At 61.6% G+C, this 15,290-nt stretch carries 13 protein-coding genes; 5 read left to right on the plus strand and 8 right to left on the minus strand.

The genetic code is table 11. The features are described 5' to 3' along the window. Window positions 1-41 precede the first annotated feature (41 nt). Window positions 42-2,315: a phosphoenolpyruvate--protein phosphotransferase gene (gene ptsP, locus K3J57_RS09570; protein WP_259783990.1), complete on the plus strand. Its 2,274-nt coding sequence runs from the start codon at window positions 42-44 to the stop codon at window positions 2,313-2,315. Window positions 2,316-2,675: 360 nt separating this feature from the next. Here the strand turns inward: ptsP and K3J57_RS09575 are convergent, their stop codons facing one another. After that, on the minus strand, window positions 2,676-3,167 hold the full coding sequence (locus K3J57_RS09575; protein WP_259783993.1) for a GNAT family N-acetyltransferase: 492 nt from the start codon (window positions 3,165-3,167) through the stop codon (window positions 2,676-2,678). Window positions 3,168-3,250: 83 nt separating this feature from the next. Between K3J57_RS09575 and K3J57_RS09580 the strand changes: the two genes are divergently transcribed. Beyond that, window positions 3,251-3,856: a flavin reductase family protein gene (locus tag K3J57_RS09580; RefSeq protein ID WP_259795587.1), complete on the plus strand. Its 606-nt coding sequence runs from the start codon at window positions 3,251-3,253 to the stop codon at window positions 3,854-3,856. A 77-nt stretch (window positions 3,857-3,933) separates the two neighbouring features. Here K3J57_RS09580 and K3J57_RS09585 read toward each other — a convergent pair whose 3' ends face one another. Beyond that, on the minus strand, window positions 3,934-5,571 hold the full coding sequence (locus K3J57_RS09585) for a SulP family inorganic anion transporter (RefSeq protein ID WP_259783997.1): 1,638 nt from the start codon (window positions 5,569-5,571) through the stop codon (window positions 3,934-3,936). 312 nt (window positions 5,572-5,883) lie between these two features. Between K3J57_RS09585 and K3J57_RS09590 the strand changes: the two genes are divergently transcribed. From K3J57_RS09590 to K3J57_RS09600, 3 genes are read left to right on the plus strand one after another with little or no spacing between them, the layout of a single operon-like run. Further along, a complete protein-coding gene (locus K3J57_RS09590) occupies window positions 5,884-6,753 on the plus strand; it encodes an S-methyl-5'-thioadenosine phosphorylase (protein WP_259795589.1) in 870 nt (289 codons plus the stop codon). Continuing rightward, window positions 6,753-7,805 carry a DUF418 domain-containing protein gene (locus K3J57_RS09595; protein WP_259795591.1) on the plus strand — a complete coding sequence of 351 codons (1,053 nt, stop codon included), beginning with the start codon at window positions 6,753-6,755 and terminating at the stop codon, window positions 7,803-7,805. Before K3J57_RS09590 ends, K3J57_RS09595 begins: the two co-directional genes overlap by 1 nt. After that, window positions 7,802-8,332 carry an adenine phosphoribosyltransferase gene (locus K3J57_RS09600; protein ID WP_055189662.1) on the plus strand — a complete coding sequence of 177 codons (531 nt, stop codon included), beginning with the start codon at window positions 7,802-7,804 and terminating at the stop codon, window positions 8,330-8,332. Before K3J57_RS09595 ends, K3J57_RS09600 begins: the two co-directional genes overlap by 4 nt. Window positions 8,333-8,863: 531 nt before the next feature. Here K3J57_RS09600 and K3J57_RS09605 read toward each other — a convergent pair. The 6 genes from K3J57_RS09605 to K3J57_RS09630 form a co-directional block, all read right to left on the minus strand. Further along, window positions 8,864-10,282 carry an FAD-binding oxidoreductase gene (locus K3J57_RS09605; RefSeq protein WP_259795593.1) on the minus strand — a complete coding sequence of 473 codons (1,419 nt, stop codon included), beginning with the start codon at window positions 10,280-10,282 and terminating at the stop codon, window positions 8,864-8,866. A gap of 111 nt (window positions 10,283-10,393) precedes the next feature. Next, complete coding sequence (locus tag K3J57_RS09610) at window positions 10,394-10,996, minus strand: GNAT family N-acetyltransferase (RefSeq protein ID WP_055189664.1); 603 nt, start codon at window positions 10,994-10,996, stop codon at window positions 10,394-10,396. After that, window positions 10,993-12,261: a M16 family metallopeptidase gene (locus K3J57_RS09615; RefSeq protein ID WP_259784011.1), complete on the minus strand. Its 1,269-nt coding sequence runs from the start codon at window positions 12,259-12,261 to the stop codon at window positions 10,993-10,995. The genes K3J57_RS09610 and K3J57_RS09615 overlap by 4 nt, the downstream gene beginning before the upstream one ends. A gap of 5 nt (window positions 12,262-12,266) precedes the next feature. Further along, window positions 12,267-13,652: a threonine synthase gene (gene thrC / locus K3J57_RS09620; protein WP_259795595.1), complete on the minus strand. Its 1,386-nt coding sequence runs from the start codon at window positions 13,650-13,652 to the stop codon at window positions 12,267-12,269. Between the two features lie 26 nt (window positions 13,653-13,678). After that, complete coding sequence (locus K3J57_RS09625) at window positions 13,679-14,353, minus strand: SURF1 family protein (protein WP_259784014.1); 675 nt, start codon at window positions 14,351-14,353, stop codon at window positions 13,679-13,681. Between the two features lie 78 nt (window positions 14,354-14,431). After that, complete coding sequence (locus K3J57_RS09630; RefSeq protein WP_055189669.1) at window positions 14,432-15,232, minus strand: cytochrome c oxidase subunit 3; 801 nt, start codon at window positions 15,230-15,232, stop codon at window positions 14,432-14,434. Window positions 15,233-15,290: the final 58 nt, after the last annotated feature.

Here is a 15,290-nt window from a genome sequence, read left to right on the forward strand (position 1 = left end):
CCGCCCAATTGGGCGAAGCCGTGCAAGGGAGAGGCACGACAATGGCAGAACGCCCGCAATCCGACAGTCGCAAGCTCCTGGTCAGCCTGCGCGAAACCCTGGCCGCCGCGTCCGAGGGGCAGGAGCGGCTGGACCGGATCACCACGCTGATTGCCGAAAGCCTGGGGGTGGAGGTCTGCTCCATCTACCTGTTTCGTGACGCGGAAACGCTGGAACTCTGCGCCACCGAAGGGCTGAACCCCGAAGCAGTGCACAAGACCCGGCTGCGCATGGGCGAAGGGCTGGTTGGCCGCGTGGCAAAAACCGCAAGCCCGATCAACTCCAAGGACGCCCCTTCGGAAAAAGGGTTTCGCTACATGGCGGAAACCGGCGAGGAGATCTATTCCAGCTTCCTTGGCGTGCCCGTGCAACGGCTGGGTGAAACGCTGGGCGTTCTGGTGATCCAGTCGAAAGAGGCGCGCGAATACAGTTCCGACGAGCTTTACGGGCTGGAAGTGGTCGCCATGGTGCTGGCCGAAATGACCGAGCTGGGGGCCTTTATCGGCGAAGGCGCCGCCATGGCCGCCCTGCACCAGCGCCCCGCAACCTTTCAGGGTCAGATCGGCCAGGAAGGTGCTGCAGAGGGCCATGTCTGGCTGCATGAACCGCGCGTGGTGGTCACAAACCCGGTGGCGGATGATCCCGCTGTCGAACTGTGCCGCCTGCAAGAAGCGGTCGAAGAGCTGCGCCTGAAGGTCGACGAACTTCTGGAAACGGCCCAGCGCGGGGCCGGAACCAAGGACAAAGAGCATATGCAGGTGCTCGAAGCATACCGGATGTTTGCCAATTCCAAGGGCTGGATGCGCCGGATGGAAGACGACATCTCGCGTGGCCTGTCGGCCGAAGCAGCGGTCGAAAAGGAACAATCCGCGGCCCGCGCCCGGATGAGCCAGGTGCCCGATCCCTATCTGCGCGAACGGCTGCATGATCTGGATGACCTGTCAAACCGCCTGCTGCGTATCCTCACCGGCCAGGGGCGCGAAACCGGCGCGGAAATGCCGGAAAACCCGATCCTGATCGCCACCAATATCGGACCGGGCGAGCTGTTGGAATATGGGCGTGGTCTGCGGGGGATCATCCTTGAGGAAGGGTCCGTCGCCAGCCACGCCGCCATCGTGGCCCGATCCTGGGCCATCCCGCTTGTGGTGCAGGCCGGGCGCATCGCCACCGAGGCGCTGAACGGGGATCACATCCTGGTGGATGGTGAACATGCGACCGTGCATCTGCGCCCCGAAGAAAGCATCATTGGCGCGTTTCGTGACAAGATGCTGATGGAAGCTCAGCAACAGGAACGCTACCGTTCCCTGCGCGACAAGCCCGCAAAGGGGCTTTGCGGCACCGAGGTGAAGCTGCATATGAATGCAGGGCTGATGGCCGACCTGCCCAGCCTGGAAAATTCCGGCGCCGAGGGCGTGGGCCTGTTTCGCACCGAGCTGCAGTTTCTGACCGTGTCCAAAGTGCCGCGCCGGGGGGAACTGGTCGAAACCTACGCCCGTGTGATGGATGCGGCCCAAGGCAAGCGGCTGGTGTTTCGCACGCTGGATATCGGCTCGGACAAGGTGCTGCCTTACATGAACCCGCTGGACGAACCGAACCCGGCCCTGGGCTGGCGCGCAATCCGCGTGGGGCTGGACAAGCCAGGCGTGATGCGGATGCAGCTGCAGGCCCTGATCCGGGCGGCGCAAGGGCGCACGCTCACCGTCATGTTCCCCTTCATCGCCCAGCTGGACGAGTTTCGCGACGCCCGTGAAATGCTACTGTCCGAGGTCGAGCGCGAACGCAAGCTGGGCCATGTCCTGCCCGAAAAGCTTGAAATCGGCGCCATGCTGGAAACCCCCTCGATGGTGTTCGCCCCCCGGCTGTTCTTTGAAATGGCGGATTTCATCTCGATCGGTGGCAATGACCTGAAACAGTTCTTTTACGCGGCAGATCGTGAAAACGAACGGGTGCGGCGGCGCTATGACACGCTGAATGTCAGCTTTCTGAACGTGATTGAAGAGATCGTGGATCGCTGCGCAGAGGTGGGCACGCCGCTCAGTTTCTGTGGCGAAGATGCGGGTCGCCCGATTGAAGCCGCCTGTTTTGCGGCCCTCGGCATGAAACATCTCTCGATGCGGCCCGCATCCATCGGCCCGGTGAAAAGCCTGATCCGGCGGATCAACCTGCAAGAGCTGCGCGCCTGTATTGACGATGCCCGCCTGTCGGGGGATCAGTCGGTGCGTGGGGCGGTGGTTGATTGGATTGCCCGCAACCGCCATTCCTTTCAATCCGAATAAGGCGTTTCGACCTGTCCCTGTCTCAGGGTGAGGTCGAAACGCTTTCGCGGCACGGATTAACCACTTTTTCATGCACCGGTGGCAGGGTCTCTCCTGAAAGGAGATGACGTGATGGTTGCCATGATGTTTGTGACGCTCTGCGGGGTGGGACTGCTGTTTTTATGGACGGCAAGACGTCAGCTCACACAGGGGAGAAGACTGGGGAGCAGGCTGGGGTTCAAAGCGGACCACGCGGGACGTCACATGGGACGTCACACCGGGGGCGCTCGCTATGAGGTGCCCGTCAGCGCCTGCGCACGCGATCTGCGCCCTCAGCCATCTTACGCCCAAGCGCCGAAGGCGCAGTGCGGGCAAGAGCCCTCATTCAGAGCCAAACTTCCGAACCGCTCCCTGAACCCCATGCCAGGCCCCGGGCTGCAATTCCAGCCCCAGAACCCGGTCGGGGTTGGTGGGCGGCGGCATGGTCACATGATCGAGCCGGGTAAAGCCAAACCGACGATAATAGGGCGCATCCCCAACCAGTAGAACCCGCGGCCAGCCTTCCTTGCGGGCCTGATCCAGACTGCCCCGCATCAACAATCCACCCAGCCCTTCGCCCTGCCGGGTCGGGTGCACCGCAATCGGGCCCAGCAACAGGATCCGGTGCCCGTCGATCAGCGCCGGCCAGTAGCGGATCGCCCCGGCCAGAATGCCATCACCGTCACGCGCAACCATCGACAGGCTGCGCACCGGAGCCACCCCGTGACGCAGACGGTAGGACGACAACGCCTCACGCCCCGGCGCAAAGCAGGTGTCATAGAGGGCTTCCACCTCCCACCAATCCTCATCCCGTTCTACGCTGAGCGTATACACTGCGCCACCCTCTCCTCTGTCCCTTTCCTCTGTCCCTGCGATGCTGCTAACAAGATCGCAGCTCCGAGAAAAGAGAGAAGCGCATGTTTTACGAACCAAAAAACGGGCATGGCCTGCCACATAACCCGTTCAATGCGGTGATCACCCCCCGCCCGATTGCCTGGATTGCCACCCGCGACGCGCAGGGCCGTGACAACCTTGCCCCCTATTCGTTTTTCAACGGGGTCGCCTATGATCCCCCGCAGGTGATGTTTGCCTCAACCGCCGGAAAGCCTGACCGCGATCTGGGCAAGGACAGCTTGGACAATATCAATAATACCGGCGTATTTTGCGTGCATCTTATCCAGGAAGATATGACAAATGCGATGAATGTCAGTTCGGGCAGCTATGGCCGCGAGGTGGATGAATTTGCCCGCGCGGGGCTTGAGAAAACCGACTGCGAGCTGATCAGCTGCGCCCGGATTGCAGCCGCCCCTGCGGCGCTGGAATGCAAGCTGACCCAGATCACCCGCCTGCCCGGTGCCGAAAATTACGTCTGTTTCGGTGAGGTGGTCGGCGTGCATTTGAATGACGAGTGTATGGTCGATGGGATCTTTGACCCAACCGCAAAGGGGCTGCTCGCACGGATGGGATACCGCAATTACACATTGGTGCGGGATCAGTTTGAACTGAAGCGCCCGGATGAGTGATCTGCTGGTGGATCTTGCACAAAAAAGGGCGCCCCGACCAAACGGGGACGCCCTTTCTTCTGGATCAGAGCGGGGGCTTAATGCCCGCCCAGGATCCCTGTTTTGACCGAGTAATCCACGGCAATTTCGTAATCCGGGTCGTCATCGCTGTCGACCATCAGGTGCCCAGCCTTGTTCAGCAATTTGTGGCAGTCACGCGACAGGTGACGCAGCTGGATCGATTTTCCAGCGGCTTCATATTTCGCGGCAATCGCTTCGATTGCCTGCAGGGCGGACTGGTCCACGACACGGCTTTCAGCAAATTCCAGCACCACGACTTCTGGGTCATTTTCCACGTCAAACAGCTCCAGGAACCCATCCACGGATCCGAAGAACAGCGGGCCTTCGATTTCATAGACCTTGCGATGGCCGTCTTCGTCCACACGGGTGCGGGCATGGATATGCGAGGCGTTCTGCCAGGCGAAGGCCAGCGCCGAAACGATCACCCCCACCACCACGGCCACCGCGAGGTCTTCGTAAACGGTTACGCCGGTCACCAGGATGATCACAAAGGCATCCAGACGCGGCACTTTGGTAAGGATCCGGACCGAGTTCCAGGCGAAGGTGCCGATCACCACCATGAACATCACACCCACGAGGGCGGCGAGCGGGATCATCTCGATCCAGCTGGAGGCGGCGACGATGAACAGAAGCAGGAACAGGGCTGCGGCGATGCCGGCAATGCGCGTGCGCCCGCCCGATTTCACGTTGATCATCGACTGGCCGATCATCGCACAGCCCCCCATGCCGCCGAAAAATCCGGTCACCACATTCGACGTGCCCTGCGCGATACATTCCTGCGACGCACCCCCACGCTGGCCAGTCATCTCGCCCACAAGGTTCAGCGTCAGAAGGCTTTCGATCAGGCCAATGGCCGCAAGGATCACGGCGTAAGGCAGGATGATCCAGAGCGTTTCCAGCGTGAAGGGCGCAAGCATCGTGCCGTAAAGCCCCTCACCCTCGCCAAACATCCAGTGAAAGCTGGGCAGCCCGCCTTTGATCGAGGCCATATCCCCAACGGTGGGCACGTTGATCCCAAAAGCAATCACCACCCCGGCGACAATACCGATCCCGGCCAGCGGCGCGGGGATGATGCTGGTGATTTTTGGCAGGCCCCAGATGATCAACATGGTCAGGCCAACAAGGCCCAGCATCATGTAAAGCTGGGTGCCGGCAAGCCACGCGTCGGGATTGCCCGGCTGTTTGAACTGCGTCAGCTGGGCCAGGAAAATCACGATGGCCAGCCCGTTCACAAAGCCCAGCATCACCGGATGCGGCACCAGCCGGATGAACTTGCCCCAATGCATGACACCGGCAAAGATCTGCAAGATCCCCATCAGCACCACGGTGGCAAACAGGTATTCCACCCCATGGTCCGCCACCAGAGCCACCATCACCACCGCGAGCGCCCCGGTCGCGCCCGAGATCATGCCCGGACGGCCGCCGATCACCGCGGTGATCAGCCCCACCATGAAGGCTGCATACAGACCCACAAGCGGGTGCACGCCCGCCACGAAGGCAAAGGCCACCGCCTCGGGCACCAGCGCCAGCGCCACGGTCAGGCCCGACAGGATTTCGGTTTTCAACCGCGACGGTGTCAGCGCGACGCTGGGCGACAGGCGCAGGTCGGGGCGTTCTATACGGGCGGCATAACGGGCCAGAAGAGCTCGGGGCATGGGGTCACCTGATTGGGGCGTTTCGAGGCAAACCTGTCACACAGGTTTCTCTTGAAACGTCGACATTATGATATTTCTTGCCGCGGTTCGATTTCTGGCCTGTGCCAGATTGAAATCGAAACGCGTTAAGGATTGTTCGCGTTCAGGCGTTCCTAACGGGGATTGGCGCAAATTGAAACCCCGGCGCGCGCGCCTGTCCCCCTGGATTTGCACGAAAACTGGTGCGGGAGTTGCTGCATCTGCGCTGATTCTCTCTTGCACCGCAACACCCCTCGGCCCAGAGTCGCGCCAGACAGATATGAGGAGGGCAGAATGGACAGGATGATCGGCGTGATCGGCGGCTCGGGCGTCTATGAGATCGACGGGCTGCAAGACGCGACATGGCAGGCGGTGGACACCCCATGGGGGCCGCCTTCGGACGAGATTCTGACCGGGCAGCTTGACGGAGTTCCGATGGCCTTTCTGCCCCGCCACGGGCGCGGCCATGTGCATTCCCCCACCGAAGTGCCCTATCGCGCCAATATCGACGCGCTGAAGCGGTTGGGGGTCACGGATGTGGTTGCGATCTCGGCCTGCGGGTCCTTCCGCGAAGACATGCCGCCGGGGGATTTTGTCATTGTGGATCAGTTCATTGACCGGACCTTCGCGCGGGAGAAAAGCTTTTTCGGCACCGGCTGCGTGGCCCATGTTCCGCTGGCCCATCCGACCTGCGACCCGCTGGGGCAGGCCTGTTTCGAAGCGGCGCGGGCGGCGGGCATCACCGTGCATCGGGGGGGCACCTATCTGGCGATGGAGGGGCCGCAGTTTTCGACGCTTGCGGAAAGCCGGATGTATCGTGAGCAATGGCGCTGTGACGTCATTGGCATGACCAATATGCCCGAGGCCAAACTCGCCCGGGAGGCCGAGCTGTGCTACGCCTCGATTGCGATGGTCACCGATTTCGATTGCTGGCATCCCGACCATGAGAATGTGGATGTGGCGCAGGTGATTGCCACGGTGGGCGACAATGCGGCCAAGGCGCGTGACCTCGTGGCAGGCCTGCCGAAACTGCTGGGGGTCACCCATGCGACCTGCCCGCAGGGCTGCGATCACGCGTTGGATTTCGCCATCATGACCGCACCCGACAAACGTGACCCCGCGCTGCTGGCCAAACTGGATGCGGTGGCGGGACGCGTGCTCTGATGCGCAATCAGGGTATTGATATCGCACGGTTTCTGGCCTTTGCCGGCATGGTGCTGGTCAATTTCCGCATCGCGGCCGAGCTGGCCACGGGGGGCGGCTGGGGCGGGGCGGATATCGCGCTTGGCTGGGCCGAGGACTGGCCCGCCACGACCACCATATTGATCGAAGGGCGCGCCGCCGCCCTGTTCGTAATCCTTGCGGGGGTGAGCCTCGCTCTGGGATCGGCGCGCTGGCATCTGGTTTTGCGGCGTGCCCTGTTCCTGTTTGCAATCGGCATGGGAAATATGCTGATTTTCGATGCGGATATTCTGCATTTCTATGGGCTTTACTTTGCAGCGGCCGCCCTGTTTCTGGGCGCAACCAACCGCAGCCTTTTGTTCGGGGCCGCCCTGTTGGTGGGGCTTGGGACGCTGGCGCAGATCACGCTGGATTACAATGCCGGATGGGATTGGGACCGGCTGGCTTATGCGGATTTCTGGACCCTCACGGGCTTTCTGCGCCATTCCCTTTTCAACGGCTGGCATCCGCTGTTCCCGTGGCTGGCTTTCTTGCTGTTTGGCCTGTGGCTTGGCCGGCTGAAGCTTGATCACCTGCCGGTCCAGCTGTCCCTTCTGATCGGTGGCACCCTTGTGGCCTATCTGGGTGAACGCCTGTCGCAACGCCTGATCGAACTGCCTGAATTGGGAGAGGTTCTGGGCACTGCCCCCCTGCCCCCCGGTCCGCTTTACATGCTGGTCGCGGGGGCCGCGGCCACCGCGCTGCTGGGCGCAACCCTGCTGATCACCCCGCTGATCCGACTGCTCCGGGTTGAGCTTCTGTTTGTGGCCCCCGGTCGCATGACGCTGACACTTTACGTCGCCCATATCGTGATCGGCATGGGCCTGTTGGAGGCAATGGGGCTGCTGGACGGGCAGATGTCGTCCCCCGGAATATTTGCCTATTCCATTGGATTTGTGACGATAAGCGCATTGTTTGCACTTTTCTGGTTGCGTAAGTTCCGCCGGGGACCGCTTGAGGCCCTGATGCGCATCACCACCGAGGGAAAGCTATGAAGACCGTCAAAGATTACATCCGCACCATTGTTGATTTCCCGCATGAAGGGATCCTGTTTCGCGATGTGACCACGCTGTTTGCCGATCCGCGCGGGATGCGCATGGCGATCGACCAGATGCTGCACCCCTATGCGGGGCAGCCGATTGACAAGGTGGTCGGGCTTGAGGCGCGCGGGTTTATCATCGGCGGCGCGATTGCGCATCAGCTGGGCACCGGGTTTGTGCCGATCCGCAAGAAGGGCAAACTGCCCGGTGAGACCCATTCCCAAGCCTATACGCTGGAATATGGCGAAGCGGTGGTCGAGATGCACACTGATGCAATCCAGCCCGGCGAGCGGGTCTTGCTGGTGGATGACCTTCTGGCCACCGGGGGCACGGCGGGGGCTGGGATCAAGCTGCTCGAACGTGTCGGCGCCGACATCGTGGGCTGCGCCTTCATCGTGGACCTGCCGGAACTGGGCGGGCGCAAGATTTTGCAGGATATGGGAATGGATGTGCATATCCTGTGCGAGTTTGAGGGGCTGTAATCCGAAAAACCCAAACATCGTGAACGGGTTGTTAAGGTTTGATCATTAGAGAAGGACCTGTCTGTTGGAGCAACAGACGCTGCTTGTGCACGACGATATTCATCGACCCCGTGCGATGCCCTGCCTTCACCCAAAGGCAGGGCATCACTGTTTTGACCAATTGGTTTGGGCGGACAGTGCCCGTGGTCAGATTTCTACCGCCTGTGCTTGACCGATATGGGAGAAACAGGTGTCTGAGGCGTTCTTCGAGAGGTTTTGCACGGGGTGGGAAAAGGGGCGCCACCCCTCGGCCTAAAGAGTTTCGACTTATTATTGAGACACAATAATGAGGCGAAACGCTCGAAACCTACTGATGTTGCGGGCGTTTCGAAATCAACTTGTGACTCAAGTTAATCTCGAAACGCTTTAACGGCCTCACCCCGGGATATTTGACACCAGAAAATAAAGCCTATCCCGTGGTGTCAGATCACAGCAAAACCTGAAAACCCCCATCACCCTTGCAGGATGCGCGGCGCAGACCGCGACCGGTCGTCAGCCTGGGGGAAACATCACCCCCGGGTTCATGATCCCTTTGGGGTCGAGCGCCTGTTTGATCGCATGCAAGGTGGCGAGCCGCGTCGGATCCGCATGGCGGGCGAGTTCTTCCGGTTTGAGCCGGCCAATCCCATGTTCGGCGGAGAAGGATCCGCCCATTTTCTGGACAAGATCGTAGACCGCGGCGCGAATGTCGGCGGCCTGCGCGGCGTGGTCGTGCTTCTGCTGCCCCTTTGGCGGAAAGACATTGTAGTGCAGATTGCCATCCCCCAGATGGCCAAATGCGTTGATGCGAAACGGGCCGAGCTGGGCAATGGCGGCGTCAGCGCGCAGCAGAAAGGCGGGGATTTCCGAAAGTGGCAACGAGATATCGTGAGAAGACACGGCCCCCACATGGCGGTTTGCCAGGGGGATTTCTTCACGCAGTTTCCACAGGGCCGCGCGCTGCGCTTCGGACTGAGAAATGACCCCGTCACTCACCAAGCCTTTTTCCTGTGCCAGCTCAAACAGGTGCAACAGCGCCGGTCCGGCCTCCTGCCCGCCGCCCAGCCCAAGATCTATCAGCACCGACCAGGCCGGTGCCTGTGCAAAGGGGGGCGGGCCGCCAAGGCCGGCCTCGGTCAGAAACGCAAACCCGGTGCCGGAGATCAGTTCAAATGCCGAAATCCCCTCACCGATCTGGTCTTGTGCAAGTGACAGGAGGGACAGCGCCTGCGCCGGACCCGGCACCACCAGAAGCGCCGTTGCCTGCGCGCTGGGGCGCGGTGCAAGGCGCAGGCTGGCGGCGGTAATCACCCCCAATGTGCCCTCGGCCCCGCACAGCAGATTGGTCAGGTCATAGCCGGTATTGTCCTTGCGCAGCCGTTTCAGCCCATGCCAGATCCGCCCGTCCGGCAACACCGCTTCCAGCCCGAGGCAGAGCGCGCGCGCAGTGCCATAGCGCAGCACGTTCACCCCGCCGGCATTGGTGGACAGACAGCCGCCGATCCGGCAGGACCCTTCCGAGGCAAGCGAAAGCGGAAACAGCCGTCCTTCCCCTTCGGCCACGGCTTGCACATCAGCAAGGATCGCACCCGCCTCGGCCACCAACACGTTTTCGTCTGGGTAGATGGCGCGGATCCGGGTCATGCGTTCCATCGACAAGATCACTGGGCGCGGGCAGATCTCCGCAGGCATCACCTGCCCGCCCACCAGTCCGGTGCCGCCGCCATAAGGCACTACGGCCACACGCGCGTCGTGACAGGCTTTGACGATCAAGGACACCTCATCCACATCCCCCGGCGCGAGCACCAGCCCATCCCCCCCGCGAAACAGCCCGCGCGGTTCTTCGAGGTAATGGGGGGCGGTCGGGCGAAACGTGGCCTCGGGAAGCTGGCCCCGCAACCGCGCCTCAAACACCTTATCCGCGTCTCGCATCACACCCTCTTTCTTCTTGGTCCAAATACTCCCGCCGGAGGCACCGAGCGCAGCGAGGCCACCAAAAGCGCGCCTGAGCATGAGCGAAAGCGCCCCTCTGCCCGGCGGGTCTTATCCCACCTGGGTGCGCCCACGCCGATCCGACCTCAGATTGGCATAAAGGACGTGATTGCGCCAACGCCCGTTGATCTGCAGATAACTCTGCGCCACACCTTCATATTTGAAGCCGGTTTTTTCCAGCACCCCGCGCGAGGCGAGGTTTTCCGGCAGGCAGCCTGCCTCGAGCCGGCTGAGGTCAAGATCGTTGAACGCGTAATGCACCACCGCATTCAGCGCCTCACGCATATACCCTTCGCGCGCGTAACATTCGCCCACCCAATAGCCCGCAGTGGCGGCCTGTGCCGGGCCTCGGCGGATATTGTCCAGGGTGATGGCCCCGACCAGCACCTGATCGGCACGCCGGATCAGGAACAGCGGGAGCGCGGTGCCACTGGCAATCGAGCGCCCCGCCCAATAGACCCGGTTGGTAAAGCTTTTGCGCGACAGGTGATCCGCCGCCCAGCTTGGTTCCCACGGGGTCAGGAAATCCTGGCTTGAGGCGCGCAAAGCCGCCCAGGCGCGGTAATCGCCATGGGTCGGCAGGCGCAGCGTCAGGCGCTCGGTTTCGATCCGAACTTTCTTTCGAGAACGGGTCGAAAGCGCGCCAAACATCATGCGGCCTTCCTGCGCTCGCTCAGTGCAGACAGAGGCAGCGCCTTGGCCGCCGGGCCATAGACCGCCATTGCCATCGGGGCGTCAAACGCCATCTTGCGCCCGACCCGCTGGATATCCTCCAGCGTGACCGCGTCGATCTTGGCCACGGTTTCCTCCAGCCCCGGCACCCGGTCCCAGATCCCCAGCAGCCGCGCCATGCGTTCCACCCGCGCCGAGGGGCTTTCCAGCCCCATCAACAGCCCGGCCTTGAGCTGGGTGCGGGCGCGCTCCATCTCGCGTTCGGACATATCCTGCGCCGCCCGTGTCAGTTCCTGCACCGTCAGACCGGCAAGATCGGCGATATCGTCAGACGAGGTGCCGGCATAGATGGTCATCATGCCGGTATCATCATAGCTGCCCGCCTGCGCATAGATCGAATAGCACAGACCGCGTTTTTCACGCACCTCCTGAAACAGGCGCGAGGACATGCCGCCGCCAAGGGCCGAGCTGAACAGCTGGGCGGCGTAAAACGCCTCATCCCGATAGCTCGGCGCCTCCAGCCCGAGGGTGAAATGGACCTGCTCCAGCCCGTCACGAATTTCGTGCCGTTCGCCCACAGCCCAGCCTGCCGCAACCTGCGCAGGCGGGGTGCCACGGGTCAGCCCGCCAAAGGTGGCCTCGGCCAGGCGCATGATCTCGTCATGGTCCACCGCACCGGCTGCGGACAGGATCAGCTGTTCGGGGCCGTAATGCTGGGCCACGAACCCGGCCAGATCGTCGCGGGTAAAGCTCTGCACCCGCTCAACCGGACCCAGGATGGTGCGGCCCAGCGGCTGATCGGGGAAGGCAACCTCCTGCAACCAGTCAAAGACCACGTCATCCGGCGTATCCAGCGCCTGACCGATTTCCTGCAAGATCACGCCGCGTTCGGTTTCGATCTCATTCGCGTCGAACACCGGGTTCAGCACGATGTCGGAAATCACGTCAAAGGCCAGCGCCACATCCTGTTTCAGAACGCGCGCGTAATAAGCGGTCACCTCGCGCGAGGTATAGGCGTTCAGATAGCCGCCCACATCCTCGATCGCCTCGGCAATCTCCAGCGCCGAGCGGCGTTTGGTGCCCTTGAAGGCCATGTGTTCCAGAAAATGCGCAATGCCATTCTGGGCCTCGGTTTCATGGCGCCCACCGGCCATGACCCAGATCCCGAGCGAAGCACTTTCCAACCCCGGCATGTTTTCTGTCACAACGCGAAAGCCGTTTGCCAGCCGTCCGATTTCAATTGCCATCTAGGTCAGTGTCCAATCTTTTCGCGGATCACGGTTTTCAGCGCGTCCAGGTCGCCCGCGACGCGGGTGACACGTTCGTCACGCTCAAACAGGTCGCTCATACGGGGGGGAAGCGGGGCATCCTGCCCGCAGGCCTCTTTCACAGCCGCCGGGAATTTCGCCGGGTGGGCGGTGGCCAGCGTGATCATCACCGTATCAGACATATGTTCACGCGCCACTTTCACGCCCACGGCGGAATGCGGGCAAAGAACCTCGCCGGTGGCGGCAAAGCTGCGCATGATCTCAGCCGAGGTCTCGGCTTCCGAGGCACGCCCCGAGGTGAAATGATCCTTCAGGTATTCCATCGCCCCCTGCGAGATGGTGAAGCCGCCGGTGGCAAGGTCCGCCATCTGGCTTTGCACCGCTTTTCCATCGCGCCCATAGGCGTCAAACAGCGCACGTTCAAAGTTGGAGCTGACCTGAATATCCATCGAGGGCGAGATCGACGGGGTCACCTCACCTTTGGTATAGGCGCCGGTTTCCATCGTGCGGTGCAGGATATCGTTCTGGTTGGTGGCAATCACCAGCTGGTCAATCGGCAGCCCCATCTGCTTGGCAATGTAGCCTGCAAAGATGTCGCCGAAATTGCCGGTCGGCACGGTGAAGCTGACGCGGCGATGCGGCGCGCCCACGGCCACGGCGGCGGTGAAATAGTAAACCACCTGTGCCAGCACCCGGCCCCAGTTGATCGAGTTCACACCGGCGAGTTTCACCTCGTCGCGGAAATCGAAATCATTGAACATGTCCTTGAGCCGCGCCTGACAGTCGTCGAAATCCCCGTCCACGGCAAGCGCGTGGACATTGGCCTCAACCGGGGTGGTCATCTGGCGGCGCTGCACCTCCGAGACGCGCCCATGCGGGTAGAGGATGCAGACATTGACATTCTCAAGCCCGCGGAACGCTTCGATCGCGGCGGAGCCGGTGTCCCCCGACGTGGCCCCGACGATGGTGATCGTCTCATTGCGCTTGGCCAGCGCCACCTGAAACAGCTGGCCGATCAGCTGCATGGCAAAATCTTTGAACGCCAGCGTCGGGCCGTGGAACAGTTCCAGCAGGAAATGCCCCGGCTCCAGCTGCACCAGCGGTGCGCGGGCCTCGTGACCGAAACCGGCATAGGCCTTGGCGATAATCTCGCGGAACTCCTCGTCCGAGAAGCTGCCCTCGACAAAGGGGCGCATCACGCGAAAGGCGGCCTCTTCGTAAGAGACACCCGCCAGCGCAGCAATTTCGTCGTGGGTCATGGTCGGGACAGTTTCGGGCACATAAAGGCCACCGTCGCGGGCAAGCCCGGTCAGCATGGCGTCTTCGAAACTCAGAACCGGGGCCTCTCCTCGGGTCGAAACATAGCGCATCTTGATCTTCCTTTAAGCGTGACGCATCAGGCGTTCCGGCGCTTCATACGCCAAAGCGCAAAGCCTGTCATCACCGACCATGTGATTGCCAGCAAAAACCACGTGCCGACATATTCCAGATGGCGGTTGGGGATGGCGGCAGAGGTGACGGGCATGGGGATGATCGCCGGGTCGGTTTGCTCCCGCGCAATGATCAGGACCGGATCGGTGCCAAGATGGGTGGCGAGCTTGTCCACGTCGCGGGCAAACCATATGTTGCCAGCGATGTCATCCTCAGGCGTATAGGCGTCACGCTCCGCGGGCCAATGCAGATTGCCAGTGAGGGTCATGGGGGCGCTGGCTTCTAGATCAGGCCGCCCGGCACGCACCGGCACAAACCCACGATCCACAAGAAGGCGCCGCCCGTCCGGCATTGCGAAGGCTGAGATCACCCGATGCCCGGCGCCGAAATCGCGGTTGGAGCCGAGGACAAACACCCCACCCGCATCAAACGCGCCACTGACCAGAACCGGCAGGTATTTGTCCTGGTCCGGGTCGACGGTTTTCGGCAGGTCGGTAGGGGCTGCACCAATCTTCGCCTCAATCTCGGCTATCAACGCCTCTTTCCATTGCAGACGTTGTAACTGCCATGTGCCCAAGGAGAGGAATATCCCAAGGACAACAAGGCTGAGCACAGCCGCCAATATGAATTTCCAACGCATGGTCAGACCTTTGACTGGGAACGGAAAAGGGCGCGGGATCTCTCCCACGCCCCACTTAGGACCGAATTGGGGTCAGGTTCAACCGCCCCAGATGTAGACAGCGGCAAAGAGGAACAGCCAGACCACATCGACGAAGTGCCAGTACCAGGCGGCGGCCTCGAAGCCGACATGGCTTTCGGGGGTGAAGTGGCCCTTCATTGCGCGCAGGCAGCAGATCGCGAGGAAGATGGTGCCGACGATCACGTGGAACCCGTGGAAGCCGGTCGCCATGAAGAAGTTCACGCCGTAGATATTGCCGGAAAAGCCAAAGGCGGCGTGGCTGTATTCATAGGCCTGGAACATGGTGAAGATCGCGCCCAAGAGCACCGCAATGGCCAGACCGTTGACCAGATCTTTGCGGTTGTTTTCATGGGCAATCGCGTGGTGTGCCCAAGTCACGGCGGCGCCTGACAGAAGCAAGATCAGCGTGTTGATCAGCGGCAGGTGCCATGGGTCAAAGGTCTCAATGCCTGCGGGCGGCCAGACGCCATCGACCTTGGGGGACCCTTCGGTCATCGGGTAAAGCGCATGTTTGAAGAAGGACCAGAACCAGGCCGAGAAGAACATCACCTCTGACATGATGAAAAGGATCACGCCGTAACGCAGCCCGATTTTCACCACCGGGGTGTGGTCGCCGGTCTGCCCTTCATGCACCACATCCGACCACCAGGCGAACATGACATAAAGCACGCCGAGGAACCCCACGGCAAACAGCATCCAGCTGCCCTCTGCCATCCATTTCACCGCGCCAAACAGCATGACAAACGCTGCCACCGCACCGAGGAACGGATTCACCGAGGGCGGCAGAATGTGATAATCGTGGTTCTTTGCATGTGCCATTTTTCGTTCAGGTCCCTATTGCTCCGGGCATGTATCAGCCCCGTTTTGTCCGGTCTGT

Origin of the sequence: Aliiroseovarius crassostreae, assembly GCF_025137635.1 — a bacterium.
In the GTDB taxonomy this organism is placed as follows: domain Bacteria; phylum Pseudomonadota; class Alphaproteobacteria; order Rhodobacterales; family Rhodobacteraceae; genus Aliiroseovarius; species Aliiroseovarius crassostreae.